At 56.7% G+C, this 26,147-nt stretch carries 20 protein-coding genes; 8 read left to right on the plus strand and 12 right to left on the minus strand.

The annotated features are described in order from the left end of the window. Positions 1–604: 604 nt before the first annotated feature. Together VEB01_RS11190 and VEB01_RS11195 are read left to right on the plus strand one after the other, a co-directional pair. A complete protein-coding gene (locus VEB01_RS11190) occupies positions 605–2,146 on the plus strand; it encodes a cytochrome B6 (RefSeq protein WP_324875454.1) in 1,542 nt (513 codons plus the stop codon). Positions 2,147–2,616: 470 nt separating this feature from the next. Next, entirely contained in the window at positions 2,617–2,934 is a 318-nt protein-coding gene (locus VEB01_RS11195; protein WP_324875456.1) for a hypothetical protein, read from the plus strand. Positions 2,935–3,218: 284 nt separating this feature from the next. Here VEB01_RS11195 and VEB01_RS11200 read toward each other — a convergent pair whose 3' ends face one another. Beyond that, positions 3,219–4,133 (minus strand): dihydrodipicolinate synthase family protein, encoded by a 915-nt coding sequence (locus VEB01_RS11200; RefSeq protein WP_324875457.1) that lies wholly within the window; start codon positions 4,131–4,133, stop codon positions 3,219–3,221. Between the two features lie 279 nt (positions 4,134–4,412). Between VEB01_RS11200 and VEB01_RS11205 the strand changes: the two genes are divergently transcribed. After that, positions 4,413–4,784 carry a thiol-disulfide oxidoreductase DCC family protein gene (locus VEB01_RS11205; RefSeq protein ID WP_324875459.1) on the plus strand — a complete coding sequence of 124 codons (372 nt, stop codon included), beginning with the start codon at positions 4,413–4,415 and terminating at the stop codon, positions 4,782–4,784. Between the two features lie 88 nt (positions 4,785–4,872). Here VEB01_RS11205 and VEB01_RS11210 read toward each other — a convergent pair whose 3' ends face one another. Both VEB01_RS11210 and VEB01_RS11215 read right to left on the minus strand, forming a co-directional pair. After that, positions 4,873–5,313, minus strand: a complete 441-nt coding sequence (locus tag VEB01_RS11210; RefSeq protein WP_324875461.1) for a hypothetical protein — start codon at positions 5,311–5,313, stop codon at positions 4,873–4,875. 198 nt (positions 5,314–5,511) lie between these two features. Beyond that, positions 5,512–7,257: a S8 family peptidase gene (locus tag VEB01_RS11215; protein WP_324875463.1), complete on the minus strand. Its 1,746-nt coding sequence runs from the start codon at positions 7,255–7,257 to the stop codon at positions 5,512–5,514. A 660-nt stretch (positions 7,258–7,917) separates the two neighbouring features. On the opposite strand from VEB01_RS11215, the gene VEB01_RS11220 reads away from it, so the two are divergent. The 3 genes from VEB01_RS11220 (at position 7,918) to VEB01_RS11230 (ending at position 13,604) form a co-directional block, all read left to right on the plus strand. Further along, the gene (locus VEB01_RS11220) at positions 7,918–9,243 is read left to right on the plus strand and encodes an amidohydrolase family protein (protein WP_324875465.1); all 1,326 of its coding nucleotides are present in this window, start codon (positions 7,918–7,920) and stop codon (positions 9,241–9,243) included. 43 nt (positions 9,244–9,286) lie between these two features. Beyond that, positions 9,287–9,922, plus strand: coding sequence for an NADPH-dependent FMN reductase (locus VEB01_RS11225; RefSeq protein WP_324875467.1), 636 nt, complete (start codon positions 9,287–9,289; stop codon positions 9,920–9,922). Between the two features lie 493 nt (positions 9,923–10,415). Then, entirely contained in the window at positions 10,416–13,604 is a 3,189-nt protein-coding gene (locus VEB01_RS11230) for a sensor domain-containing protein (RefSeq protein WP_324875468.1), read from the plus strand. Positions 13,605–13,716: 112 nt separating this feature from the next. Here the strand turns inward: VEB01_RS11230 and VEB01_RS11235 are convergent, their stop codons facing one another. Next, complete coding sequence (locus VEB01_RS11235) at positions 13,717–16,098, minus strand: DUF1631 domain-containing protein (RefSeq protein WP_324875470.1); 2,382 nt, start codon at positions 16,096–16,098, stop codon at positions 13,717–13,719. A 183-nt stretch (positions 16,099–16,281) separates the two neighbouring features. On the opposite strand from VEB01_RS11235, the gene ampD reads away from it, so the two are divergent. Next, positions 16,282–16,863, plus strand: coding sequence for a 1,6-anhydro-N-acetylmuramyl-L-alanine amidase AmpD (gene ampD / locus VEB01_RS11240; protein ID WP_324875472.1), 582 nt, complete (start codon positions 16,282–16,284; stop codon positions 16,861–16,863). Between the two features lies 1 nt (position 16,864). On the opposite strand, the gene lspA is transcribed toward ampD, so the two are convergent. Genes lspA through murJ form a run of 4 tightly spaced genes read right to left on the minus strand, consistent with a single transcriptional unit; the run spans position 16,865 to position 22,696 of the window. Beyond that, on the minus strand, positions 16,865–17,344 hold the full coding sequence (gene lspA, locus VEB01_RS11245; RefSeq protein WP_324875473.1) for a signal peptidase II: 480 nt from the start codon (positions 17,342–17,344) through the stop codon (positions 16,865–16,867). Positions 17,345–17,349: 5 nt separating this feature from the next. Continuing rightward, positions 17,350–20,169 (minus strand): isoleucine--tRNA ligase, encoded by a 2,820-nt coding sequence (gene ileS / locus VEB01_RS11250; protein ID WP_324875474.1) that lies wholly within the window; start codon positions 20,167–20,169, stop codon positions 17,350–17,352. Then, positions 20,166–21,122: a bifunctional riboflavin kinase/FAD synthetase gene (gene ribF / locus VEB01_RS11255; RefSeq protein WP_324875475.1), complete on the minus strand. Its 957-nt coding sequence runs from the start codon at positions 21,120–21,122 to the stop codon at positions 20,166–20,168. Before ribF ends, ileS begins: the two co-directional genes overlap by 4 nt. Positions 21,123–21,139: 17 nt before the next feature. Then, entirely contained in the window at positions 21,140–22,696 is a 1,557-nt protein-coding gene (gene murJ / locus VEB01_RS11260) for a murein biosynthesis integral membrane protein MurJ (RefSeq protein WP_324875571.1), read from the minus strand. A gap of 225 nt (positions 22,697–22,921) precedes the next feature. Between murJ and rpsT the strand changes: the two genes are divergently transcribed. Then, positions 22,922–23,200: a 30S ribosomal protein S20 gene (gene rpsT / locus VEB01_RS11265; RefSeq protein WP_324875478.1), complete on the plus strand. Its 279-nt coding sequence runs from the start codon at positions 22,922–22,924 to the stop codon at positions 23,198–23,200. 42 nt (positions 23,201–23,242) lie between these two features. Here rpsT and proB read toward each other — a convergent pair whose 3' ends face one another. From proB to rplU, 4 genes are all read right to left on the minus strand, one after another. Next, on the minus strand, positions 23,243–24,367 hold the full coding sequence (proB, locus tag VEB01_RS11270) for a glutamate 5-kinase (RefSeq protein WP_324875479.1): 1,125 nt from the start codon (positions 24,365–24,367) through the stop codon (positions 23,243–23,245). Continuing rightward, entirely contained in the window at positions 24,351–25,385 is a 1,035-nt protein-coding gene (cgtA, locus tag VEB01_RS11275) for an Obg family GTPase CgtA (protein ID WP_324875481.1), read from the minus strand. Before cgtA ends, proB begins: the two co-directional genes overlap by 17 nt. Positions 25,386–25,462: 77 nt before the next feature. Further along, positions 25,463–25,726: a 50S ribosomal protein L27 gene (gene rpmA, locus VEB01_RS11280; RefSeq protein ID WP_324875483.1), complete on the minus strand. Its 264-nt coding sequence runs from the start codon at positions 25,724–25,726 to the stop codon at positions 25,463–25,465. A gap of 20 nt (positions 25,727–25,746) precedes the next feature. Further along, positions 25,747–26,058, minus strand: a complete 312-nt coding sequence (gene rplU, locus VEB01_RS11285; RefSeq protein ID WP_324875485.1) for a 50S ribosomal protein L21 — start codon at positions 26,056–26,058, stop codon at positions 25,747–25,749. Between the last annotated feature and the right edge of the window lie 89 nt (positions 26,059–26,147).

Raw genomic sequence — 26,147 nt, forward strand, 5'->3', positions numbered from 1 at the left:
GCGTTGGGTCAGCTGTTTGAGCAAGCCGTGCTCACCCAAAATGTCCTTGGGATCCGAATAGCCTTTGAGCAACTCGTCTAACAGGGCGTCTTGTTTGGCTGTGTCACTGGTCATTCTTATTCTCCTTTTTGTCAGATTATATAAACCAGTTACACAGTTCTTTTTACACCCTCCCGGGACCTGCGGTCCGGTTCGTCTTCGGGGCCATTACCTCGCTTAAAAATGCCGGGTCTCGTTCCTCGATCCAGCCTACCGCGCTCCAATGCACCTTGTACGCATCCTCTTGCAGACCGTAGGATGCGGTGAACGAAGTGAACCGCATCGTTCGCGATTGATGCCCGTCCTGAGTCCGGTCGAAGGGCGGTTCGTACCTTACCGCATCCTACGAATTTCGCTTTACCATCCGTTACAGGAGCCTGCCTGAGTTAGAGGGGCAGACTTTTATTTCTTTCTCCCGCTCGAACCCTAACAACCAAAAACAAACAACAGTTGCCTGACCCTTTACCCTTCACGTTGCGCCGACTGGAACCAACGGATCGATCGGGGATTCAAATATGGAATTTCGATCGATTTATCTCCGATGAAACGTCCGCTAGGAGGCATTATGCGATTCCGGAACAAGGCGATTTCAGGTAGGGCCGTCCGTCTATGGTTCGGCGGCCTGATTCTTCCCGTGGCGGTAGCCGCCGCCGCTCAAACTGGCGGCAAACCGTTCGATGCCGCGGCCGAGGCGCAAACGCCGAAAGCCGCCCCCTCTGACCGACCGGAGTCGCAGAAATCCGATCATGACCGGTCCGGCGTTTTTCAGGCCACCGGCGCCCAACCTGCCTCGAACGCCCTCGGCAGCCAGCCCGATCAGGGCAAGGTATTGGGTTTCGAGTTTTACCGCGATCCCCTCAATGCCAAGAAGCCCATGCAGACTTTCGAGGAGATCATGCAGGCGGACAAGGCGGCCAAAGCCAAGATCACCGCCGATCAACGGAAGTTGCTGGAAAGCCGCTACGATTTAAGTCCGAAATTCGATCCCGAGGCGAAGATGTCGCGGGGCAAGCGGGTTCCGGTGGGTCCCACCGCGCGCTTGCGCGATGGCGTGACTTGGGACTCGCTGGCCGGGATGACGCCTGAGGATATTCGCAAAAAGGGCGTCTTCCCTTATCCCGCCCTGCCGCATCCCAAGCAAGCCACCGGCGGCCAGATCTTCCCGAAAATGCAGATCGAGATGTTCCCGCGGCTGGAGCGCTTCGATGTGGAATTCGACCTGCCAGACGCCTTCCTCCCGGAATTTCCGCCCGCCATCTTCCTGCAAAACCGGCCGGAACTCGGCGACGTATCCCGCGGCGAGGTCGTCTCGATCAACAACTTCTACCGGCTGTTTAAGGACATCCTGACCCCGGTTCAACTCGACGGATTTCGCCTTCTGCTCACGCCGTTTCCCCAGGAGGAATTCAATCCCACCGACGACCGGAAAAGCGAACAGGCGAGCCTCGGCGTCACCTGTCTCGACTGCCACATCAACGGGCACACCACCGGGCAGTTCCACCTCAACCCGGACGACCGCCCACAGGAACGGCGCATGCGCCTCGACACGGTCAGCCTGCGCGGCATGTTCAACCAGCAGATCCACGGCTCTAAGCGGAGCCTCCGCTCGGTCGAGGACTTCACCGAATTCGAGTTCCGCACCGCCTATTTCAACGGCGATCCCATCCACGCCATGAAGAAAGGCTTCACCATTTTCGACCGGGTGCAGGTCTCGCACATGGCGCAGATGCAGAACATGTTCGACTTCCCGCCGGCGCCCAAGCTCAAGGTCGCCACGGCCCGGCTCGACCCCGCCAAGGCCACCGATGCCGAGCGCCGCGGCGAAGAAGTGTTCTTCGGCAAGGGCCAATGTGCCGCCTGCCATTTGCCCCCGACCTATCTCGACCACCAGATGCACGACCTTCACCTCGAACGGTTCGTCAACGAGGCGCCGCTGGGACCGATGAAGACTTTCACATTGCGTGGCATCAAGGACAGCCCGCCCTATATGCATGACGGGCGTTGCCTGACCCTGGAGGACACGGTGGAGTTTTTCAACCTGGTGCTGGAGCTCAAATTGAACTCGCAGGAGAAGTCGGATTTGGCGGCGTTTATGCGGACGCTGTAAATCCTCGTTTTTCGCTCGTTCCCAATCTCCGGATTGGGAACGCCGCTCTGGAAGCTCCAGCTTCCAGAGACATCGTTTGTCCTGAAAACAAATAACAAAAGCCTGACCCCTTCGGACCCCTTCGGACCCCTTCGCAAGCCTGACTCCTTCATGACCCCTTCACTCTGACCCCCCTTCGTTTGAGCGCTCACCGATTCGCTTTCTTGTTTTCTCCTTCACCGTTGGCTCGGGCCAACACCGCACGCCCCGAATCGGATCAAGGCTTCGGGGTTTGAGGCGGCGATTGGCTGTTGGTCCGGGCCAACAGCCGTGACATCGGCCATTCTTGCGGCACGATTTTTAAGTTATTGAATATAAATAATAAATCTGATTTGGCACGGAAAATTCAATATCCGGAGTACGGTGCGAAACAACGCTTCGCCCTGAACTGAAGAGCCTTAAACAACACACCATCCTTTAGGAGTACGATCATGCAAACGAAAATCGCCAAGAACCTGACTGTTTTCACCTTCACCTCCGCCATGGCTTTGCTGTCCGGGGTGCAGAGCGCCAGCGCCAACTTCAGCACCCCGTCCGTGGTACAGGTTGCAGGCGGCCTGATAATCGAAAACGCTCCCAACGCCACCAAGGAGGAAGATCATGTGGCCGGCGGCGTGATACTGGAGCGGGAAAAAAGCCCGAGCAGTGCGCGGGATGGTGATGGACACATCGCGGGCGGCATGGTGCTTGAAAATGCCCCCAACACCGCCAAGGACGCGGATAACATCGTCGCCATTATCGTTCAGTAAGATCGGACAGGGGCAGGTGGCGGCGGTGAGTTCCGCGGCCGCCTGTCCCGTTACCGCCACCGAAAGGTGAACACATCGGCCGTCACGGATTCCACACCGACGCTTCGACCGCTCCACGCCGGTTCGCGGGACCGGACCGTCACCTCCGCCTCAAGAGCTGTCAGCAGCCGTCGGGCGGCTTCCCCGCAAGAGTTCCATCAAAGCATCCATAACCGGGCACGTTGTCCCTGGATTCCTCAACTGAATGCAAATGCCATTATTTGATCAAAATTCGGCATCATTGATCATGGATCGGTCTCCGAGCTGATGCCGAAACCCGCCCTGTGGAGGGCGGCAAGCAGCGTTGCCCGCTCGGCCTCCGGAAGAGGCCATAGAGGCGGCCGCGGCGCGCGCCACGCGGGATCGCCCGTCTGTGCGGCGCGAATTGCCTTGAACGCGGGTACGAAAGGGTAGCGCAAGACGATGTCCAGAAATGAGCGGATTCGCGCCTCGTCGTCCGGGCTTACGTCCGGCTTGAGCAACGCGGCGACGAGGTCTGGAAAGAGGTTCGCGACGCCGCAGATCGTTCCGGCCCCGCCGGCGCGCATCAGCCGCGGCAGGTGCGGCTCGTGGCCAGCCAGGATCGAGAGTTGCGGCACGCGTTTCAGCAGCTCGGCGGTATGCTCGAAATCGCCGCCGCTGTCCTTCACGCCCGCGATGATGTCGGGATAGGCGGCTGACAGCCGGGCGACGACCTCCGGCCGGATCGGCACGGCCGAGATCTGCGGGATGTGGTACAGATAGACGCGGAGACGCGCATCGTCCACCGTATCGATCAAGCTCGCGTAGTAACGGAACACCGCCTCGTCGGTCAAACCTTTCCAGAAGAACGGCGGCAGGACCAGACATCGCGGACAGCCGGACTGCAATGCATGCCGCGTCAGCGCCACGGCGTCGGGGAGCGCGGCGGCTCCGCTGGCGGCGAGCAAGCGTTCCGGCGCGATGCCCGACGCCAGCAGCGCGTTAAGACCCTCGGAGCGCTCGGCGACCGAGAAGGAGGGGCCTTCGCCTGTCGTGCCGAACGGCACCACACCGTCGACACCCGTCGCGAGCAGTACCCGCGCATGCGCGGCGAGCCTCGCGTGGTCGACGCCGCCGTCCTGATCGAGCGGCGTCAGTGTCGCGCACCAAAGTCCGCGTATGGGAGCGGGTTCCGTCATGGCGAAGTCCTCCTCAGAATCCTAGTGGGGCACCCATGGCCGCTGTATCTCGATCGACGTGCATGGCATTTTGCTTCGGGCTGGCGACTCATCGACGCAAGCGGCGAGCAGGCACCGGGCAAGGTTACCCAGGAAGCGCGGGGAAATCCATGAGCGCCGCGCCAGCGGAGCCATCGGAGAGCTTCCCGGAAAGGAAAATGGATCTGCGCGGATTCCGGTTGTACTCAGACTACGCGTTCGATCGTTTTGGACAATCATGCATTTTTTGAGGCAAAACCCATGAGCGAGAATGAGGGAAAGATTACCGTCTATTACGACGGCGCCTGCCCGCGCTGTGTCCGGGAACGCCGTCGCTACGAGTGGCTGGCGGGGAAAAGCCGTGAGAAGGTCCGTTGGTTCGACATCACGGGACACGAGGAGAAACTCCGCGACGCCGGCATCGATCCCCATAAGGCCCTGACCGAACTGCATGTCCGCGACGAGACTGGGCGGATCGTGTCCGAGCTGGATGCGTATATCCTGTTGCTGAAGAGAATCCCGCTTCTAAGACCCTTGGCCTGGCTCATCGGATTGCCGGTGATCCGTCCGCTATTGGCTCGTCTCTATCACGGAATGGTCACCCGGCGTCTAAGAGCGAGTGGACGGCTATAGTGAGCCGGTCGGGCTGCCATAGCGAGCGTGACCATGACTATTAAGAATGTGATTTACCGGATTAATCTGCAAATCGCCGCTGGATTATCTATTGTTGCCCCGGACTCAGATTGAAGGTTAAGGGCTCAACGAATGAGAAATATCCCGTTGCGTTCTGAATCAATAATTTAGAAAAGCCTGCCGTATTCTCTTCGACCGCGAATACTTCAATGGCACCGGTATTGTTCTGGAGGCCGAGGTTTGATACGTCGAGGATTTGTTGCTGGTATCCCTCAAGGGTGACGTTGTTGCAATTACGTTCAGGACTCTGACTCGCTCGTACGCAGACCTGGTATGTGGTCGTCGTCTCCGTATCGTTGCTTAGCACGAGGGACGACGTCATGCCGTTTACATTGGAAAACACAACCGGGTAATAGTCATACGCTTCGAGAGAAATGATATCGGTGATGCCAGGTCTGGCACCTAAGACTATCAAGATGAGGGAGGCGAGCACCGTGGCTAACAATCCTCCGACGATACGCTTGTTCATACACAATCCCTCCATAGCTGTTTCTTCGTAAAGCACTTTGTCTCAGCTGAAAGTTCGAACTCACTGGGCTTTCCGGTTCCCTCTCCGGGCAAGCTGCAACAGTCGTGTTCGGCTGAGAATCTTTATCATGGCCCTGCGGATCGATTCGTCGGGCTGTAATCGTTTGACGCTTACGGAAGCTTGTCTTTTGCATCACCTTCAATTTCCCAGACAACGGTTTCCGTAGGGATTCGCAATGGCTGCGTCGGCTTGGATAAAGCCACATCCGCTCGCGAAATCGAATCCGGTATCAAAATCCGGGGTGAACGGGTCATCCATGTCGATGGCCGTATTTGCCATGGCGGTATAAATATCCCAGGGCGACAATGACGGATCGGCTTGCAGCATCAACGCCGCGACTGCCGCGGCATGAGGCGCTGCCGCCGAGGTGCCGGGAAAGTTCGGAGCGCCGTCGGGTTCTGTATCCTGCCCCCCGAAGAAGCTTGTGTTGATGTCATCGGGTGCCACAATCAGGGGCTGAAAGCGGAATTCCGGGCTCGCCTTCCGGTTTCCGGCCGTATCGAACAAGATCGGCGTGCCGCCCGCCGAAGAGAACTCCCTCAACACGTGCGGAGTATGGTAAGGGGCGGCCCCGACCGCTGCGGCGCCTGCCGCATTGGCATGGCCGATAACGGTACTGCTGTGGGTATTAAACTGATCGATCGTTCCGTCCCAGAGGACATATTTCATCAGTCCGGGATTAATCACTTCCGGATTGGGCCCGGGGCAATTTGTGATTTGTACGTTAAAACCGGAAGTCCCCGATTCGGGAAGGTTAAAAAACCTCAAAATTTCTTTGGGATCTGAACCGATATTAATGTCCTTGGTTTCTGCAACGAGCGTTCCGGCTTCGTCGTACAGCAAGACATCAATGTCGTTGGGCGCCCCGGGCGGTCCGCTGACCGAGAAAAAAGGCGCGTCCCATTGAAAAGACATCGTAAGCCCGCTACCCGGGGGCACGGTGATATGCTGGAAAACGTTGATGTCAGGTCCCGGGTCAAAATCGTGCGCCTCGCAAATAAATCCTCCACCTTCGTCTATGAGGGTCCCGCTCGGCCTAAAAGGCGCTTCGTAGGACGAGCGGTTTTCATTGCCTGCCGAAGAAAAGTACGCGACTCCCTTGGCAACGGCTTCGTCAATAGCCTGAGCGCTGTGTCCGTCCTGGAACATGGGCTCGTCGAAGTAACCAACGTCATCCACGATGATCTTGGCTCCGGCGTTGGCTAAAACGATGACGGCATCGGCAAATTTGAACTGATCCTCGCCGTCCGTGTGGAATAGAATCTGGGCACCCGGCGCCACATCATGGATGATCTGCATCATGGCGCGGCCTTCGTCAGTGGTCGGAACGGTGCCCGGCGGGCAGAGGTCGTCGTCCTTCAGTACCGTGATTCCGGACGGTAAATCGCCGCTTGCGATGTCATTCTCCGCACCGCCTAAGCAGTTGTAACTGTTGGAAAGGACGCCGATGGCAATGCCGTTGCCGTCGACCCCGAAGCTCATGCGCGCCGTATTCGATCGCATCGCCGCGTCGCCCTGGCTGTCGACCGATCCCGAGCGTTTTATCGGGGGATAGGCAGGTCGGACGAATTGCAGGCCGGGAACTGCTTCCAGCTGTCCGATGGCCGGTATGGGGAGCCATCCCGACACGACTCTGCCGGATACCGTAACATCCTTCATTCCGAGTTTTTCGAGGCCGGCTCGCAACACGCCCGAGTCATTCGATGCGACGGCATATATGGCGACATAGTTGCCACGAACCTGCACCATCTCGGTCCGAGGCTGAAATGTTTCGGGCTTTGCATGCGTGTTTGCCGCGCGTCCCTGGAAGGCTCGGTATTCGTTATGGAGCTTGCTTAGGGTCTGGCCCACCTTGGCCGATACCGAACCCTTGGGGGCTTGCATTTGGTTTGCGGCGCCTTCTCCGACATTTTGGAGCTGGACCAGTTTGGGCGATGTTTCGTTCTTGGCCTCGGGCGCTTGGCTTGTTGAAAAAGCCGAAAACGAAGGCAATAAAAGACAAGAGATAAGGCTTGTAGCTTTCATCATTTCCATGATCGATCACCGTCTTGGTTGCTCTAACGATATTGTTTTCAGACCGGATGCGCGTCTCGTAACCCGCCGTTCCGACTAAATGACGAGCATCGAGCTGCGGTACGTACCCGATCCCTCTCCTGTAATCGATCGTGAGCTTATCCCTATAGCTGCAGTGACGGCTGCCGTTTCTTCGATGCTCCGCACGGCGTACTTGCTTAATGAATGAGACTTATCGTCAGGAAGGGGGTTGCGCGGGGCGTCGCCTAAACTCAAGAAGTCGGCGATGGAGTAGGAATGGCGCGGGATCGAGATTTTATTTTTTACGATTGAGAGTCGTGGCGCGGTTTCCCAACACAATCCTCTGCAAAATACGTAGCAATGAACGGACCGTGCAGCGGTCGAAGAAGAGAGCTCATTGTTAACGTGTCCTTGGATTGGAAGATGAAGCGGTATGGATTGCCATGCACGGGTTGGTTATTGGCAATCGTCTTGTGGTTCGTAACGTTCGCCTGCGAGAGTAGAGCAGATATGACCGCTTTTGTCGGCGCGACCTTGGTCGATGGAACCGGCGGTGCTCCACGCGCCGATGCCGTGATTCTCGTGGAGGGCGAGCGGATTGCCGCGGTGGGAAACCGGGACGAAATACCGATTCCTCCGGAAGCCCGAGTAATCGACGCGAGCGGCAAATGGATCGTTCCCGGTTTGATCGATGCGCACATCCACTTCTTTCAATCGGGCGGTCTTTATACCCGGCCGGATGTGATCGATTTGCGGGATGTTCGCCCTTATGCGGACGAGATCGCCGGGATCAGGCAACGCATTCCCGACACCTTGGCCCGCTACGTCGCAAGCGGCGTGACCTCGGTGGTGGATGTCGGCGGCCCGTTCTGGACCTTCGAAGTACGGGATCTCGCGGAGCGGACCAAGCCGGCGCCGCGCGTCGCGGTGGCCGGGCCGCTAGTCGCCACCTATCTTCCCCCGGAACTCAAAACCGATGACCCGCCGCTGATCAAAGTCGATTCTCCCGAGGAGAGCCGGGCCACGGTGCGGGAAGTTTTGGCGCGAAAGCCGGACGTCATCAAAATCTGGTTCATTCCCTTGCCGGGCCAGGGTCTTGCGTCACAGACCGCCGTGGTGCGGGCCGCGATCGAGACGAGTCATGCCGCCGGTACGCGGGTCGTGGTGCATGCGACCGAACTGGAAGTCGCGCGGGCGGCGGTGCAGGCGGGTGCGGACGTTCTCGCTCACAGTGTGGAGGACCGCCGGGTCGACGAGGCTTTTATCAAGCTCTTGAAGGATCGGAACGTGGTGTATGTGACCACGCTGGTCGTCAGCGAAGGCTATCAGGAAGTTTTGGGACGGAAGGTCCGGCTGACCGACATCGAACGCCGCCTCGGCGATCCCGAAGCGATCGAGACGTTCGATGATCTGGCCCGACTGCCCATCTGGAAAAAGCCTTGGGCCTTTCAATGGTTCAGCCGGGATATCGCATTCTGGAATTTGAAGCGCCTGCAGGAAAGCGGCGTGACGATTGCCGCCGGGACCGATGCCGGCAATATCGGCACCTTGCACGGGCCGGCATTGCACCGGGAGTTCGAACTGATGGCCGAGGCCGGTCTATCGCCCCGCGAGATTTTGACGGCCGCAACGCAAGGCGGCGCTCGCGTCATGGGCCGAAGCGCCGAATTGGGAACCGTCGAAAAGGGCAAACTCGCCGATTTCTTGCTGCTCGATGCCGACCCGCTGGCCGATATCACCCACTTGCGCCGCATCTTCCGCGCTGTCAAAGGGGGAGCGATCTTCGATCCCCAAGCGTTGGGCGAGCGACGCCCATCGACACAAACCCGGCCCTGAACGAATCCGGCAAATTACCTTGCCACATTTCCAGGAGGTATCCATGGAAGCTAAACCGAAAATTCTCGCTTTCGCCGGTAGTTCGCGAGAACGCTCCTACAACAAGATGCTGGTCCGGATTGCCGCGGCGGGCGCTCGACGGGCCGGTGCCGAGGTAAGCGTGGTGGATTTGCGCGATTTCCCGATGCCGATCTATGACGGAGATTTGGAGGATCGGGAAGGCATTCCCGCCAATGGCCTGAAATTCAGGCAACTGATGATGGCGCATCAGGGACTCTTGATAGCTGCTCCCGAATACAACAGCTCGATTACCGCGCTCCTGAAAAACACCATCGACTGGGTGTCCCGCCCGGTCGGCGGCGAGGACGGTCTGGCGCCGTTCCGGAACAAGGTCGCCGCCCTGCTCGCCGCTTCGCCGGGTGGCTTCGGAGGCCTCCGCGGTTTGGTTCACCTGCGGGCGATTCTGGGCAATATCGGCGTCATCGTCCTGCCGGACCAATTGGCGGTGGCCAAGGCTCATGAAGCGTTCCAGCCCGACGGCATGCTGATCAATCCGAAACAGCATGCCGCAGTCGAAGCCTTGGGGGCCAATCTCGCCGGCATCTTGGCGAAATTGCACGGACATACCCTGTTGCCCGAGCCGGAGGAGCGGCGGCACGATCTAAGCCGAATCGAGTAAATTCCGGCGATAGGAGGAAGACTGCCGGGCGACCTGCCGTAGCTCAAGTCCGACGTTCTATCGGGTTGTAACGTTGCGTCAGCTTGCAAAGCCGTAAATACGTAATCTTACTTACGGTAATGTTCTTGTAGTGCGCTAATGTTGTTCAGAAGCGCCTGTCCAGCCGATTTGCCCCTTCTGTTTTGATAATAAAGACATAAAACGAAATCAGGAGATCTTTATGGTAGGGCTTTATTCCCGAAATGCTGGACAAAAGTGCCATTTGCCCATCGTAGCCGATACTTGCACCAGCCTCCTAAACGGTGGATCGATATCGGATCGTTGCCGGCTATCTGATCTTTTACAGGGCGTCTCGATACTCGCCAGTCTTCGCTCGTACTCAGCGCGTATAGAACTTTTTGGCTTGGGCTTCTATCGAGCCGATATCTGCCGTGCGCTTCGATAGGCATTGAGCTCGGTCCGAATCCGCCTGAAATAATTCAAGAATATCAAGATGGTTGATGGTCCACGCCGACTTGGTAGCGCCCACGCTTCGGCCAAAAAAACGTATCTGGTCATCACTCTCTTCGTCGGAATCGTGCTTTGCTTGCTGATGCTCGATCTGATACGCGCTGAGATACTCAATTCGGTCAGAGCTTATGTGGTGGGCGAGAGTCTTTGGTCCAAAGGGCAAAAAGATGCTGTTCAACACTTGATTCGCTATTCGGCTTCGCATGCCGAGGCGGACTATCAAGCTTTTCTAAACGCTATCGCCATCCCCTTGGGAGACCGTCAGGCACGCCTCGAACTGGAAACACCGGAGCCCGATCTGAACCGCATTTATCAGGGCTTCGCCGCAGGGGGTAATTCCCCGGAGGATGCGAAAGCTATGGCGGTATTCTTTCGCCGATATCACCGGATCGACCATGTCGCCCGGGCGATTGAGATCTGGGCCGAGGCCGACCGCCGGATTGCAGCCTTGCTTTCATTAGCCGATAGCCTGCACACAGCCCTATCGTGGGGTTCTTTAACGGCTGAACAGGTTTCGGATATCCAGAAAGGGCTCACGGCGGCGAATCGACATCTGGCCCTATTGGAAGAGGAGTTTTCTCGTACCTTAGGCGAGGCGGCCCACTGGGCTAATTCGATTACACAACAACTCATCTACTTGGCCGTAGGGCTGCTCCTCAGCCTGGGCACCCTCGTTTCTCTATGGGTAATCAAAAGCATGACGCGCGCCGAGACAGCCGCGCGCGAGAGCGATGAACGCTTTCGGTTATTGGTCAAGAGCGTCAAGGATTACGCCATTTTCATGTTGGATCCCGACGGACGGGTAACGAGCTGGAATTCCGGGGCACAAGCCATCAAAGGCTATCGGGCCGAGGAGATCATCGGCCAGCCGTTCTCCCGGTTCTATACGCCGGAGGATACTGAAGTTGACATCCCTCGGAAGACGCTCGCCGCCGCGGTGTCTCAAGGCCGCCTCGAACAGGAGGGCTGGCGGGTGCGAAAAGATGGCTCCCGCTTCTGGGCCAATGCCGTCCTCACCGCCCTGTACGATGATGGCGGACGACTTCGTGGCTTCGCCAAAGTCATGCGGGACATTACCGAGCGCAAGCATTCGGAAGAGCGATTCCGATGGGCGGTGGAAGCCGCGCCCAACGCGATGATCCTCGCGCGGGAGGACGGCCGGATCGTTTTGATCAACGCCCAGGCCGAGCGTCTGTTCGGCTATTCGCGGGACGAGTTGCAGGGAGAACTCATCGAGCGGCTGGTGCCGGAGCGCTTCCGCGTCCAGCACACCCTCGAGCGGCTGAATTTTTCGGCGCTGTCCCAGACCCGGCCCATGGGGGCGGGGCGCAATCTATGCGGGTGCTGCAAAGACGGGCGCGAGGTGCCGGTTGAGATCACGCTTAATCCGTTCGCCACGTCTGAAGGTACGTTCACCCTGGTTTCGATTATCGACATCACCGAGCGCCAACTCGCCGAGGAACGCTTGCGGCAGGCCGCGACGGTATTCGAAAGTACGGCGGAAGGCGTAATCATCACCGATGCAGACATCAAGATCATTGCCGTCAACAAGGCCTTTACGACTATTACGGGGTATTCGGAACAGGAGGTTTTGGGCCGCAACCCCCGGGCATTCCGTTCCGGACGCCATCATAGCGATTTCTACCGCGACCTGTGGACGAGCATTCTGGAGAGCGGCAGTTGGCAAGGCGAGATCTGGGATCGGCGCAAGAATGGCGAGGTCTATCCGAAATGGCTCACTATCAGCGTCATCCGTGACGAGGCGGGCCACGTCATCAACTACATCGGCGTCTTCTCCGATATCAGCCAGATCAAGCGCTCCGAAGAGCAGTTGGCGCACCTGGCGCATTACGATCCGCTGACCAATCTCCCCAACCGCTTGCTCCTGAACAGCCGATTGTCCCACGCGCTCGAACAGGCCAAACGGCAAAACCGGAAGGTAGTCCTCCTCTTCCTGGATCTTGACCGATTCAAGACCATCAACGACAGCCTAGGGCACCCGGCGGGCGATGAGTTGCTGGTGGCGGCCGGCCGGCGTATTCGGCATCGTTTGCGCGAGGCGGATACCTTGGCCCGCCTGGGCGGCGACGAGTTCGTCATCTTGCTCGAACATCTGAACCACTGCCAAGCCGCCGCTATTGCCCAGCACGTGCTCGTGGCACTGAGCGAACCCTTCCGTCTTGCGAGCGGTCATGAGGTATTCGTCAGTGCCAGCATCGGCATCAGCATATTTCCGGATGATGCCCAGGATAGCACTCAGCTGGTGCGTAACGCCGATGCCGCCATGTACCAGGCTAAGGAGAGCGGCCGTAATACCTACCACTTCTATACCGAGGCACTGACCCATAGCGCCAATCAGCGGCTTGACCTCGAAAGCAGGCTGCGCCGGGCTTTGGAGCGGAAGGAATTCATCCTCCACTATCAGCCGCAGGTGGACATCGCGACCGGCCGGATTATCGGCGTCGAGGCCCTGGTGCGTTGGCAGTCTCCCGAGATGGGGCTTATTCCGCCGGCCCAGTTCATCCCCCTGGCGGAGGAGACCGGTCTCATCATACCGTTGGGCGAGTGGGTGCTACGCTCCGCCTGCGCTCAAACGAAAGCCTGGCTCGAGCAGGGATTGCCGCCGTTAACAGTGGCGGTAAATTTTTCGAGCCTTCAATTCCGCCAAAGCGATACAGTCGAACGGGTCCGCGCGATCTTGGAGGAGACAGGATTGCCTGCGGCCCAGTTGGAACTGGAGATTACCGAAAGCGCCACATTGGAGCAGGGCGAACACGCGCAAGCCACCTTGCTGGCCTTGAAGGCATTAGGCGTGCGGCTCGCTATCGACGACTTCGGCACCGGCTATTCTTCGCTGGCTTACCTCAAGCGCTTCGCCTTCGACACAGTCAAGATCGACCGGAGTTTCGTAAAAGACCTTTCGGAGAGTCGGAACGACGGAGAAATCGCCGCCACGGTCATCGCCATGGCGCGCAATCTCCGTTTAACCGCGCTGGCGGAGGGCGTTGAAACCGAGGAGCAACTCGCCTTCCTCCGGGATTTGGGCTGCGATACTTATCAGGGCTATTTTTTCAGTCGCCCGCAACCGGCGGAGGACATGGCCGTACTCCTCAGGACTGACGAGAACAAGGCATCTTCCAGCGCCGGAAAGTGCTCGCTGACCTGCCAATAGTTATTGAGTTCCAGAGTTCCGAACGCAGCAGCTGCGAATGATGCATCCGGGATCACTCGGCACCGGCTGGGTAAGCCGTCGCTCCGCGTCAGGATGCATCGCTGCGGTTGTCTCACGCCGGAGCGGTAGCTTTATGGCCGGTCGGGTTTTTCAGCGTATTGATCAGAGTAATCAAGGCCCGATCCATCAGGGGAATGGCGGAGCCTTCTATGATGCGAGCAGTGTTGTTATTAAGACGTTTGGCCAATTCAGAAATACTGATCTCAGCCACTTTGACGCCTTTACGGTTGACGAAGACACAGGTTGATGTCAGCTGGCTCTTCCAGGAAAGCTTGCCTCGGCAGGTTTTGTTCCGATGATCGATAAACTCGATCCATTCGCCCACTGCCAAATCAGTTGCCTTGCGCAAAGACGCCGTATCTATGATTTCGTCGTCTTCACCCGTACGGACATGAGTCTTTGGAGTCCGGTGTAAATCCTCAAAGCTGAAGTTTTGGATGTCCGGTAAATTTCCTCTTATGTCGATGATGGCCTTGGATATTTCCGGATCAAGGATTTGAATAGGCTGATTTTCCTCGATGCTCTCGGGTGGCGTCGGGTCTTCATTACGGAAAGCTATGGGTAGCTTGGGTTCCGAGCTTCTTAAACAGCTCGCGTGACATTTCTCTATTTCCTTTAGCGCAGTGGATACTTGAGCGGGATCCAGCGAGAGTCCTTCCAGTTTCGCGCGAATCGATTCGATCAGGGACGGAACTGCACCGGCGATTTCTTGGCGCGCTGAATTATCCGCCGGCGGCAGTACGCTCAAGATGACCTGATCCACAAGCGCAAGCGCTTCGTCCCAATCGCCCGGTTGTTTATCCCTTCGTAGATGGGCTAAGACGAGTACATCTTTCCATGTGTTGTAAAGAAACGAACGGGCTGCGGCCGGAACGGCTTTTCCCTGCAAGCGTACGGCGATTTCGTACGCTACCTTGCGCTTCGTTAGAAGCAGTTGCTCCTTGCTTTGAGTTACTTGGCGAGTCCGCTCTTCTGCGATGCCGTTACGCTGATTTTCCCTATCCAGGAATGCCGTGAAATCATCCAATAACTCGGAGAACAAACCGATGTCCTGGGCAAACTCATTTAAAATCCGGCTAACGATCGTCTCAATCTTTTGAAACACCGGATTCGCTGAAGTAGCGTCCGCAATTTCGAGACCGAGACCTGCTTGTGCGAGATTGTTTAATAGAAGCCGGACGGGATGATTCTTCCTCCCAAAAAACGATTTCTCAAGGATTGCGACTTTGATTACCGGAATCTGAAGGCGCGCGATCAGTGTCTTGACCGGGTCGGACAAATTGCGATCTTCGAGGATGAAGTCAAAGATCATCCCCACCATGTCGATGATGTCTTCTTCAAGCCGGCCCATCGGCCGGCCTTCGTTATTGTGGTGAAGAGCGCGTAATTGATTCGCAACGTAATGTTTCAGCTGATCCGCGGATACCTGGTTTCCAGCGGCGAGTGCGGATCCGGTGGAGGGGGCCTGCAATACATTCAAAGCAGACAGGACCTCAGCGGTTTCGAAAGCAGGGCCATTGCCAAATGTGTGTGTGAATGAAGTAGGCAACCCCAGTTGGCTGCGCCAACCTTCCAATAGGGATTGCATCGTCAAAAAAACCTCGAAATACACTTGATTGTCGGCTTCCGGCGTGCTTGGACTTCCGGGAATCGAATGACCTCTTGAGCTAGAGCCGACCGGCTTGGGAGACGTTAAAGGCGAGGTGGGAGATCGTTTTATTGAATTGATGATTTTCGGCAAGATGCCTTCATTAATGAGGAGAGTGTTCAACTCATAATATAAGCCGCCAAAGGAACTTACGACCGCTCGATCAAATAACTTATAGATTAATAGTTTGGTCGCTAGGTCAAGCTTTAGTGGTCTTAATGCATCGGAAAACGCATAGCACAACGTATGCGGCGCAACCGGGTTGTCCTGAGTTTGTACTTCTTTGTCATTGCTCAAGACACCGAAGCGCTTATTCAGCACATGTAGATCGCCCTGGAACAAGTTGTTTCCTTTCTCGATCATGGCTGAAACGGCTAACTGTTCCTCAAGAATTTCGTTCTCAACCAGAGAGAAGGCCTCTGCTTCGAAGCTGTTATCTTTATCGTTTGTTCCGGACGAAAAAAGCCTTGATTTGTTTCTCCAGAACTCGTCGTAACGCTTCAGAACATGCTGAATGTACTGTGTCTTTACTGAATTCCATTCCAGCCGAACGTAGCGCATTGCTTCAAAATACTGCGACTGGAGAGTCATGTTCTCCGCTTTGTCCGAGAGTTGAAATAACTCGTCGTCGACAATACCTGAAAACTGTTGCATCAACTCGCTCAAGTGCCGCGAGCATAACTCTCGGGACCGGGTAATGATTTGGTTTGCAACCCCTTTTGCACTCTCCTTCTGCTTAGCATGAGCCATTTCAAAGTTGATGATTTTAAGATCTTGCATTGCCATGGTCATATCCTCAGCGCGTACAATTCGTTTTGCCCGAAGCTGTTGAGCCCTACTTTAAAGGGTAAGCATTTGTAGCCCCAAAGATCGTGATTTGGCCCACAAAACTGAAAATGTGCGGGTAGTTTTGACGGCGCATCCGACAGGCAAGACAAATTCTCAGTGATTCACGATTCAGTTTAGAACATGAAAATTATTGACGATTGGTTGGCGAGCGCGAGACGGGTAGATAGCTGCAACTGCGATGACCGGCCGGACGTAAGGGATATCTCCGTTGTGGTTATCCATTGCATCAGCTTGCCTCCGGGAGAGTTTAGCGGCGAGTGGATCGACTGTCTGTTTACCAATGCCTTAGAAGCGGCCGCCCACCCTTATTTCGAGGGCTTGCGCGGCTTGCGGGTATCGGCCCATGCGCTTATTCGTCGAGATGGCGAGATCGTCCAGTACGTTCCGTTCCATCGGCGCGCTTGGCACGCCGGAATCTCCAATTACCAAGGGCGGGGATGCTGCAATGATTTCTCGATCGGTCTCGAGTTGGAGGGGGCGGATGATATTCCCTATACCGAAGTGCAGTATGAGCGCCTAAGCGATTTGCTCGTCGCGTTATTCAAGAAGTACCCCGGATTGTCTCCGGATCGGATTGTCGGTCACAGCGACATCGCGCCGGACCGCAAAACCGACCCGGGGCCGAGCTTCGACTGGGGAAGGCTTTACAGCTTGTTATCGCTGAGAGGATTTCAATCGGACCGGATGAGGCGAAGCTTGTGATCTAAGCCCAATCGCTCTCCGTTGATCGTCGCGGCCTTATGGAATCTAAAAGCAGCATCGCCACACCTACGGTAATCGCCGAATCGGCCACGTTGAAAGCCGGCCAGTGCCATTCCCCATAAAACACGTCGAGAAAATCGATGACGTATCCGTAACTGATCCGATCGATGAGATTGCCCAGCGCGCCACCCAAAACCAGCGCCCAAGCCGCAGCCTCCCAGCGTTGGTGCTTGTCGAGTCGTCTTAGCCAATAACAGATCGCGCCGCTAGCGACGATAGCGAGACCGATAAAGAACCACCGTTGCCACCCCCCCGCCTGGCTGAGAAAGCTAAACGCGGCACCCTGATTGCGCAGATACGTGAGCTGAAAAAAAGGCAGCAGTTCGATGGACTGGTAAAGCTGCATCGATTGGTCGACCAGCCGTTTCGTGAACTGGTCCAAGGCGATAACCAGTGCGGAGAGCCAAAGCCACTTTAACATGGGCGTCAGGCGTAAAGACGGATTTCGCCTTGCCCGGCGACGTTCTCGACGCAGCGGCCACAAAGCTCGGGATGATCGGAATGCTTGCCGACATCGTCACGATGATGCCAGCAGCGAACGCATTTCGCTTTGTCGGATGCTCGAACTTTCAGCTCTAGTCCCTCGATTCCTGTCGGAAGCGTATCGGCGCTCCCTTCGGGACGCAGGCTTGCATACGAGGTGATGAACAAGAACCGAAGCTCGCTTTCGATCAGCGAAAGCCTTTCGAGAACCGGCTTGCTGCAGTAAAGCTCGACTTCGGCATCTAGGGACGAGCCGATTTCGCCGCGGACTCGCAGTACCTCCAACTCTTTGCTTACGGCTTCGCGGACCGCAAGCACGAAGTCCCAGAACTCCCGGTTCAAGGCCGATGATTCGTCCAGTGGGAACAATCCTTCGTACCAGGTTTCCAGAAACACCGAATCGCCCCGCTTGCCCGGCAGATGCCGCCAGACCTCGTCTGCCGTGAAGCTCAAAATCGGAGCCAGCCAGCGGGTTAAAGCTTGGGCAATGTGGTACATCGCCGTTTGCGCAGACCGCCGCGGGAGACTGTCTTCCCGGCAGGTGTACTGGCGGTCTTTTAGCACGTCGAGATAGAAACTGCCCAAATCCACGGAGCAGAAGTGATGCACCTTCTGGTAGACCAGGTTGAACTGGTAAGTCTCGTAAGCCGCGATCACTTCCTGCTGCAGCCGGTAAGCCCGGTCGACCGCCCACCGGTCGAGTGCCAGCATTTGCTCGGGCTGGACCAGATGCCGGCTCGGTTCGAAACCGTTCATGTTCGCCAGCAGATAGCGGGCCGTATTGCGCAGTCGCCGGTAAACGTCCGCCGTGCGTTTCAAAATCTCGTCGGAGACGCTCATTTCGGCCCGGTAGTCGGTAGCCGCGACCCAAAGCCTCAAAATATCCGCTCCTAGGTTCTCCATCACTTTCTGCGGAGCAACCACATTACCCTTGGATTTGGACATTTTCTTGCCTTCCGCATCCACGGTGAAACCGTGGGTCAGCACCTGCCGGTATGGCGCGGCGTTGCGGATGGCCACGGAGGCGAGCAAAGACGACTGGAACCAGCCGCGATGCTGGTCCGAGCCTTCGAGGTATAAATCGGCCGGCGAATGCAGGTCTTCCCGGCGATCCAGTACGCAGAAGTGGCTGACACCTGAGTCGAACCATACGTCCAGCGTGTCGTTTATCTTCCGGTACTGCGCGGCGTCTTCTCCCAGCAGTTCCGCAGGGTCGAGATCGAACCACGCGTCGATTCCCCGTTCCTCGATCCTCTGCGCGACCTGCTCGATCAGATCCGCTGTGCGGGGATGCGGAGTCCCGGTTTCGCGGTGAACGAACAAGGCGATCGGCACACCCCAGTTCCGCTGCCGGGAGACGCACCAGTCGGGCCGGTTGGCGACCATGCCTTCGATTCGCGCCTGTCCCCAATCGGGTATCCATTCCACTTTTCGGATTTCTTCCAGGGCTTGGCGGCGAAGATCGTTCTTGTCCATGGCGATGAACCACTGCGGCGTGGCTCTGAATATGACCGGCGTCTTGTGCCGCCAACAATGCGGATAACTGTGCTCGATGCGCGCTTCGTGCAGCAGTGCGCCGCGTTCCTTGAGTACGTCGACCACATGGCCGTTGGCGGTCATCACGTGCTCGCCGGCGAACAGCGGTGTGCTCGGCAAAAACTTGCCGTCATCCGCCACGGGATTTTCGACCGGCAGTCCGTAGCGCTGACCGACGACATAGTCTTCCTGGCCATGGCCGGGCGCCGTATGGACCGCGCCGGTACCGGTTTCGAGCGTCACGTGCTCGCCGAGAACGATCGGCACCTCGCGCTCGTAAAATGGATGTTGCAGCATCAATCCCTCGAGATCCGAGCCTTTGCAATACGCCACGACACGGTAATCGTCGGTGCCGCAACGCATCATGACATCTTTCATCAGGGCCTCGGCCACGACTAATCGTTCCGCCGGTTCCCGACATTGCACCACGGCATAATCGAGATCCGGATTGAGCGCCACGGCTTGGTTGGCCGGCAGGGTCCAAGGGGTCGTCGTCCAGATGACGACCGAAAGCGGGCCTTCTCCCGCATGTCCCGGTACCGAATGACAACGCTCGATCAGCGCCGTTTCGTCGAGCACTTTGAAGCGCACGTCTATGGCGATCGAGCGCTTGTTCTCGTATTCGACTTCGGCTTCGGCCAGCGCGGAGCCGCAATCGGTACACCAATGGACCGGCTTTGCCCCTTTCACCAGATGGCCCTGTGCAGAGATACGGCCCAAAGCGCGCAGAACGTCCGCCTCGAAGCGGTAATCCATGCTGAGGTAGGGATTTTCCCAATCGCCGAAAACGCCGAGCCGGATGAACTCACGGCGCTGGATATCCACTTGCTCGGCCGCATAGGTGCGGCAAGCCTTGCGGAAGTCGGAAGCGTTAACCTGCACTCCGGCCTTGCCGATTTTCTTCTCCACCATCAATTCAATAGGCAGACCGTGGCAATCCCAGCCCGGTACGAAAGGGGCGTCGAACCCGCTGAGGCCCTTGCTTTTGACGATGATGTCCTTCAGTACTTTGTTTACGGCGTGGCCGATGTGGATTTCGCCGTTGGCATAGGGCGGTCCGTCGTGGAGTATGAACTTGGGTCTTCCTCTGAACGTTTCGCGAAGTTTCCGGTAAAGATCCATGCTCCGCCAGCGTTCGAGCTGTTCCGGCTCGCGTTGGGGCAGATTGGCCTTCATGGGAAAATCGGTGCTGGGTAAATTCAGGGTCGGTTTGTAATCCGTGCTCATGGTGCAGAGGATAATATTGAATTTGAAATGGCGAAGTGGCTTCTTGCCGCTGCGACGTCCCGCTTGATCTGAGCCTGCAGTTCGGCCAAACCGGCAAAGCGCCTTTCGTCCCGGAGCTTGCGGTGAAAAGTGATTTCCACCTGACGTCCGTAGAGGTCTCCGGAGAAGTCCAGCAAAAAGGTTTCCAGGAGCACCATAGGTCCTCCCGCTACGGTTGGGCGGATGCCTATGTTCGCGACTCCTGGCAAAGGATGTTCGCTTATTCCGGTCATTGTAACGGCAAACACCCCTTGGACAGGAGTGTTTTTCCGTCTCATCAATATGTTGGCGGTGGGGAAGCCGAGGGTTCGCCCGAGCTTCGCGCCGTGGACGATACGTCCGCAAACCGAATATGGACGCCCCAAGAGTCGCGCCGCTTCACCAAGATTGCCTGCCGCCAGGGCTTCGCGGATCGAAGTGCTGCTAACACGCAGGCCATCCACCAATACCGATGGTGTGTCGACCACCTCAAAGCCAGCTTTTCTCCCGGCCTGCTGCAACAAGGCAAAGTTGCCGAGCCGATTTTTGCCGAACCGAAAATCGTCGCCGACCACCAGGTATTTCGTCCGCAACCCTTCGATAAGAATGTCTTGGATAAATTGCTCGGCCGGCAACTCGGCGAGACTCCGGTTGAAGCGCAGCAGCAGCACCCGGTCTATCGGTAGTTCCACCAAGTGAGCCAGTTTTTCGCGGAGACGGGTCAATCGGGCCGGGGCTTCGTGTGGAGTAAAATATTCCCGCGGCTGCGGTTCGAAAAGAACGACTACGACCGGTAAGTTTAGTTTTCGCCCCGCTTCCGCCAGCCTTTCGATCACCTGTTGGTGGCCGACATGGACGCCGTCGAAATTCCCGACGGTGGCGACGCAACCCCCTTCGGAAGGCTTCAGATCGGCAAGTCCTTGAATCAAGCGCATGCGATAGTCCTTAATGCTCAGATGCTTTCCGGAACGAGCATATGCCTTGGACGCAGCCCGGTCAGCGTAAGGCAAAAAATATAGGTCGCAAACCCCAGCAGGACCCACAGTGCAAGATTTGAAATTCGATCGCTCACTGACCAGGACTGCCACGGATAAGCATTAGACGCGTAGACCAGGATTAAAGCCATGACGCCGCTAGCGAGCACCACACGCAGGAGAAAGATCGGCCAGCCCGGTTCCGGTCTGTAAATCTGCTCTTTCAAAAGCTTGGAAAGGAGCAGTGCTGCATTGAACATGGCTGCCAGCGCCGTCGCTAACGCGAGACCCGCGTGGCCCCAGCCGATAGGAGCAAGTTGAAAGATCAGGGCCAGGTTCAGCACGAGGTTGGCGACAATGGCGTAGAAACCGTATCGGACCGGGGTGCCGAGATCTTGTCTTGAGCTGAAACCGGGAACCAGCACCTTGATTGCGATGAAGCCCAGAAGGCCTACGGAGTAAGTCATTAGGCTTCGACTGGCCATCTCGGCGTCATGCGAAGAAAACTGATCGTATTGGAAGAGGGTGAAAATCAGCGGTTCGGCAAGAAGCGTAAGCCCCAGCGTGGCAGGCAAGCCGATCAGGATCACCCAGCGGAGAGCCCAGTCCAGCGAACAGGAAAACCCGTCCCGGTCACGGTTTACATGGTTTTTCGACAAATGGGGCAGTATTACCGTGCCGATGGCGACGCCGAAAATGCCCAAGGGGAATTCCACGAGCCGATCGGAATAGTAAAGCCAGGATACGCTGCCGGAAACCAAAAAAGACGCAATTAACGTGTCGATCAAAAGATTCACCTGCGTCACCGAAACGCCGAAAATCGCGGGTCCGATTGTTTTCATGATGCGGCGAACGCCGGGGTCGTGAAACCCGTAGCGAAGTCTCGGCAGCAGGTCTGCCCGAATGAGCGCCGGAAATTGAAATGCGAGTTGTACGATGCCAGCGGCAAGCACACCCCAAGCCAAGGCCGTAATCGGAGTGGGCATGTGAGGAGAGAGCCAAATCGCCGCGCCGATCATAAGGAGATTTAGAAATACCGGCGTGAATGCCGGTACGGCGAAACGTCCCCAGGTGTTCAGAATGCCTCCGGCGAATGCCGTAAGGGAAATGAAGAAAAGATACGGAAAGGTGATGCGTAGCATTTCCACGCTGAGTTGGAATTGCGCCGCATCTCGATAGAAGCCGGGCGCAAATAACAGTATCAAAACCGGTGCGGCGATAATTCCGACAAGGGTCATTAGCAACAACGCTACCGACAGGCTACCGGCAGTGCGATCCAAGAACAGCCTGAGCTGGGTTCGATCGTGACGCTCTTTGTAGTCCGACAGCACCGGCACGAAAGCTTGGGAGAAGGAGCCTTCCGCAAAAAGACGACGCAAGAAGTTGGGGATTCTGAAGGCGACGAAAAAAGCGTCGGTACCAAGATCTGCTCCGAAATAACGGGCGATAACGACGTCTCGAATGAACCCTAACATACGGGAGACAAAAGTCATCCCGCCGACGGCCACGGTGGATTTCAGTAGATGTTTGCTCAGACCCTAAAACCAGTGCTTTCGTTGAATAAAAGGCCGTAGTATAAGGAATTTGCCCGGTTAAGACACTGTTGTAGGAAGACCCGTTATTCGGTTTAAAAACGAGTTTTGCCCGGCGAAAACTGTGTCCCCTAATTATGCCTATAAAAATTGAACTATTGACGAAAGGGACTCTTGTGACGATAATATGTAATTCGCTTCCAACGATTTGGACTAGAGGTCTTCGCCTTGGCTAACATTGCTTCAGCAAAAAAACGCGCCAAACAATCGGAAAAACATCGCGCTCACAACGCGGCTCAGCGCAGCCGGTTGCGGACCTTCATGAAGAAGGTCATCCTGGCGGTAGAATCCGGCGACTTGGAGCAAGCGCAGGCGGCGTTCCGCGCTGCGGTTCCTGTTATCGACTCTTCGGTGAACAAGGGCTTGATCCACAAGAACAAGGCAGCTCGCAGCAAGAGCCGTCTCAACGCCCGAGTTAAGGCGCTGGCTCTAAACGCGGCCGCCTAAGCGTCAGGCGGAAAGATGAGGCGGGCCTGCTGCCTGCCTCTCTCACGCCAAGACCAGATTGTCGCGGTGAATCAGCTCAGGTTCATCGACGTATCCGAGCAGGCATTCGATTTGCGAACTCGGTTGCTGCATGATTATCCGCGTTTCATCGGCGCCATAATTCACCAATCCGCGCGCTACCTCGTTTCCACCAGTATCTACGCAAGCTACCAAGTCGCCCCTGAGGAAGTCGCCGTCTACGGCGGTTACTCCGATGGGCAAGAGGCTTTTGCCGGATTCCTTTAAGACCCGCGCAGCACCTTCGTCCAAATACAGTCTGCCTTTGAGTTTCAGCTGTCCGGCCAGCCAACGTTTGCGGGCAAGCAGGGGAGACACGTCCGGGATCAGGAATGTGCCCAACTCTTCGCCCTCAATAATCCGTGCCGTGACGTTTTGTTCGCGCCCGCAGGCGATGACCGTTGCCGTTCCGGAACGGGAAGCCAATCGAGCTGCGCGCAGTTTCGTGATCATGCCGCCCCGTCCGAGTCCGCTGCGGCTCTCGCCCACCATCTCGCCGAGACGCGAATCATTGATGCTGGCTTGGTGAACGAGTCGGGCGGTGGGATCTAGCGTCGGATCGCGCTCGTAAAGTCCCATTTGATCGGTCAGAATAACCAGTAGATCCGCTTCCAGGAGATTCGCCACCAGGGCCGCGAGCGTGTCGTTGTCGCCGAAGCGGATTTCCTCGTTGGCCACCGTATCGTTTTCGTTGATAACCGGTACCACCCCTAATTCGAGCAGAGTAAGCATGGTGCTTCGGGCGTTGAGGTACCGCTGCCGGTCCGACAGGTCGTCGTGAGTTAGCAGAATTTGGGCGGTATGCAGGTTATGCTGTTGAAAGAGGGATTCATAAGTCTGAATCAATCCCATCTGCCCTACGGAGGCGGCGGCCTGTAGTTCGTGTAAGGAGCGTGGACGGGTCTTCCAGCCCAGCCGGCACATGCCTTCGGCGACCGAGCCTGAAGAGACCAGGAGGACTTCAACATTTTGGTGGCGAAGGGCGGCAATTTGGGCTACCCAATCACCGATCGCAGGCATGTCCAGTCCGCGGCCGCCCCGGGTTAGCAAAGAGCTGCCGATCTTGATGATGATGCGGTGGGCGTGGGCGAATTCAGTCCTGTTCTGCATCTTCTGTCTGGTCCTGCTCCAGGAACTCCATAATGCTGTAGATTAGGTCTTTGAGGCCGTCGCGGCGGAGTGCGGAGATCCTGAAGATGGGGCCGGTCCATTCGAGAGCTTCGATAATTTCGCGGCAGCGCTGTTGGGCTGCGTCGTCCTCAAGCCGGTCGACTTTGTTTAGAATCAGCCATCGCGGCTTTTGGTCGATCCCTCGGCCCCAGTGTTGAAGCTCGGCGATAACTTTCTTGGCCGCTGTGACTGGGTCTTCCATGCTTTCATAGGGTTCGATGTCCACCATGTGCAGCAGCAATTTGGTGCGGGACAGATGCTTCAAAAATTGTACCCCGAGGCCCGCACCTTCGGATGCTCCCTCGATGAGTCCGGGAATATCCGCCATGACGAAGCTGCGTTGATCGTCGACGCGTACGACGCCCAGGTTCGGATACAAGGTAGTGAAAGGATAATCCGCTACCTTGGGTCGTGCCGCCGAGACGCTGCGAATCAGGCTGGATTTTCCGGCATTGGGCATGCCTAGTAGTCCGACATCCGCGATGAGCTTCAGCTCCAGGCGTAAAGCCCGCTGCTCGCCCGGTGTTCCACTGGTGGCCTTACGCGGTGCACGATTGACGCTGCTTTTGAAGCGGGTGTTGCCAAGACCGTGATAACCACCTTGAGCGACCAATAATTTTTCGCCTTCCTTGGTCAAATCGCCCAGCTTTTCGCCGGTCTCAACATCAAAAATCTCAGTGCCGGTCGGCACGTGGACAATGCAGTCCGCTCCTGAGTGGCCTGTGCAGTTTCCGCCCGATCCATTCTCGCCTCGGGCGGCGCGAAATCGTGAGTGAAAGCGGAAATCGACAAGCGTATTGAGATTGGTGGAGGCGACCAGATAAACGCTGCCGCCGTCACCGCCGTCGCCCCCGTCGGGTCCCCCGAAAGGAACATATTTTTCGCGACGAAAGCTGACGCAACCGTTGCCGCCATCGCCTGCTTCCACCCGAATTTCCGCTTCGTCAACAAACTTCATGGTAATGACAAAAAAGCCCCGTCACGGACGAGGCTTCTTCCTGCTTAAAATTGGCGGCCGATAAGCCGCTTTGATCCTTAGGCTTCGCTCTGAACAATACTGACGTATTTGCGTTTGAGCGGGCCTTTCACTTTGAACTGAACCTGTCCGTCGGCTAAGGCAAAAAGCGTATAGTCTCTTCCGCAGCCTACATTATCTCCGGCGTGGAATTTGGTGCCGCGCTGCCGCACGATAATGCTGCCGGCCTGTACGAATTGACCGCCAAAGCGTTTTACGCCAAGTCGTTTGGATTCCGAATCGCGGCCGTTGCGCGAACTGCCGCCTGCTTTTTTATGCGCCATCGTAATTCCTCGCTATTTGATTAAGCAGAGATGTCGGTGATCTGAATTTCCGTGTAATTCTGCCGGTGGCCCGCTTGTTTCATGTAGTGCTTACGCCGGCGAAACTTGACGATTTTTATCTTCGGGTGTCGGCCATGGGCTTTGACGGTTGCGGTCACCTTGCCGCCATCAATGAAAGGTTTGCCTACTTTTACGCCGGAATCCGATTGAACCATCAATACCTTGTCGAATTCGATTTGCTGGCCGGCTTCGGCGCTCAGGGTTTCGACTTTAACAACGTCGCCCTGTTTCACTCGATATTGCTTGCCGCCCGTTTGTATAACCGCGTACATTTTTGTTGGCTCCAACGCAGAAAATTCTTTTAAACGACGAATGATAACCGTGTACTCCTAAGTCCGTCAACCGCTTGAGTTTTTTGATT

Origin of the sequence: Methylocaldum sp., from assembly GCF_035627495.1 — a bacterium.
In the GTDB taxonomy this organism is placed as follows: Bacteria; Pseudomonadota; Gammaproteobacteria; order Methylococcales; family Methylococcaceae; genus Methylocaldum.